Source organism: Burkholderia sp. Tr-20355, from assembly GCF_017104685.1.
Taxonomy (GTDB): domain Bacteria; phylum Pseudomonadota; class Gammaproteobacteria; order Burkholderiales; family Burkholderiaceae; genus Burkholderia; species Burkholderia seminalis.
This window is the reverse complement of record NZ_JAAGPK010000368.1, coordinates 1-1,715: the sequence shown is the minus strand read 5'-3', so window position 1 is coordinate 1,715 and position 1,715 is coordinate 1. Positions and strand designations below refer to the sequence as shown.

The 1,715-nt window shown below is 72.7% G+C and carries 1 protein-coding gene and 2 pseudogenes; all 3 read right to left on the bottom strand.

Annotated elements, in window-relative coordinates; translation table 11 throughout:
• Positions 1–32: 32 nt before the first annotated feature.
• A pseudogene (locus G3N62_RS35405) lies at positions 33–512 on the bottom strand (Hpt domain-containing protein); the annotation flags it as partial.
• Complete coding sequence (locus G3N62_RS35400) at positions 509–1,213, bottom strand: chemotaxis protein CheW (RefSeq protein WP_034185669.1); 705 nt, start codon at positions 1,211–1,213, stop codon at positions 509–511. The pseudogene G3N62_RS35405 and the gene G3N62_RS35400, both read right to left, overlap by 4 nt.
• A 46-nt stretch (positions 1,214–1,259) precedes the next feature.
• A pseudogene (locus G3N62_RS35395) lies at positions 1,260–1,715 on the bottom strand (MCP methyltransferase); the annotation flags it as partial.

Here is a 1,715-nt window from a genome sequence, read left to right as displayed (position 1 = left end):
TGACCTCACCCCGCCTTCCCCACACGCCGCTCTTCCGACCTCGCGGCGTCGTGGTCGCGATACGGCATGGCAGGCGGCGGCACCGGCGGCGGCATCCCGGCAGGCGCCTGCATCGTCTGCGCGCCGTCGGCGCCCGCGAGCGCGGCCGCGAACACGTCGATCTCGGTCGACGTGACGGGCTGCGCCTGCGGATCGCCGACGCGCACCAGCAGATCGACGCCGGCGAGCAGCACGTCGACGTGCGTGGCCGTCAGCGAGATCGTGCCGGCCTGCGCGGCGACGAAGCACTCCTCCATCCGCCCCGCGATGTCGACGCCGAGCGGCACGCCGACGATGCGCGCGGCCCCCTTCAGCGAATGCGCGGCGCGCATGCAGGCTTCGAGCGCGACCGAGTCGGGCTCGCCCGATTCGAGCGCGAGCAGCCGCTCGGACAGCGCCTGGGTCTGCGTGCGCGTCTCCTCGCGATACAGCTCGAGCAGCGACAGGTGGCTCAGGTCGTCATCACCGCTCATCGCATGCTCCGTGTCACGGCGTCGAACAGACGGTCGTCGTCGAGCAGGCCCACCGACTTGCCGCGCCACGACAGCACGCCGCGCGACAGCCCGGCGCTCGCGCGCCCGACGGTCGCCGGCACGGGCACCCAGTCGGACGCGCCGTAGCGCAGCACGCCCTCGACTTCGTCGACCGGAAACACGACCGGCTCGCCCTGGTGCGCGGCGACCAGCAACCGCGTGAAGCGGCCGTCGCCGTCGCGGTCGCCGCCCTTGCCGGCATCGAGGCCGAGCAACGCGCCGATCGAGATCGCGATGCGCAGCGTGCCGCGGATGTTGACCACGCCGCGCACGGCCGAATGGCGGCGATGCGGCAGCGAATGGATCGGGCGCGTGCCGGCGATCTCGCGCAGCACGCCGATCGGCAGCGCAAGCCATTCGTCGGCCACGCGGAACGCCAGCGCCGCGTGGTGCGTGTCGCCGTCGTCGCCCGCGCGCGTCGCGCCGAACGCACTGATCCGGCGCGTCGCGTCGGCCATCTCGGCCACGTCGAGCGGGCGCTCGAGCAGCTTCGCCGCGTGATACGCGTAGACCGGACAGTTCAGGCAGCGCAGGCAGTCGTTCAGCCGCTCGCACGAGCGGTCGCCGCGCGTGCCGATCCGGTTCCAGCAATCGTCGACGTCGATCGTCGTGTCGTCAATGGCAGCGGCGGCGCGGTTCATGAATTCCTCTGGTCATCGCGGTGTCGGTCCCGATTCCGTCATCGTGTCAGCCGGCCGAGCGCCGTGCGCGCTCGAGCAGCCATTGCGCGCCCGCACGATCGCCGCCGACGTCGAGCAGCGTCGCGAGATGGGTCAGCGCTTCGTGGTGCGTGGGTCGCAGGTACAGCGCCTTCCGGTAGAAGTCGCCCGCTTCCGCGGCGCGCCCGCGCGCATCCGCGATCAATCCGTTCAGGTAGAACGCATCGGCATGCGGGCCGACGCGCGCCGAGAACTGCGCGAGCACGCGCTCGGCCTCGTCGAATGCTCCCGCGTTCGCGAGCGCCTGCGCATCCTCGAGCGTCGGCGCGACGGCTTCGGCAACCGGCGCGACCGCTTCGGCCGTCGCGGCCGACAGGTCGGCCCGCGCATCGAAGGTGGCCGTGTTCACGGCCGGCGGCGGCACCGCGAACGGCTGACGCGCATCACCCGGCCAGGACGGCGGCGCAACGGCCAGCACCGAGCA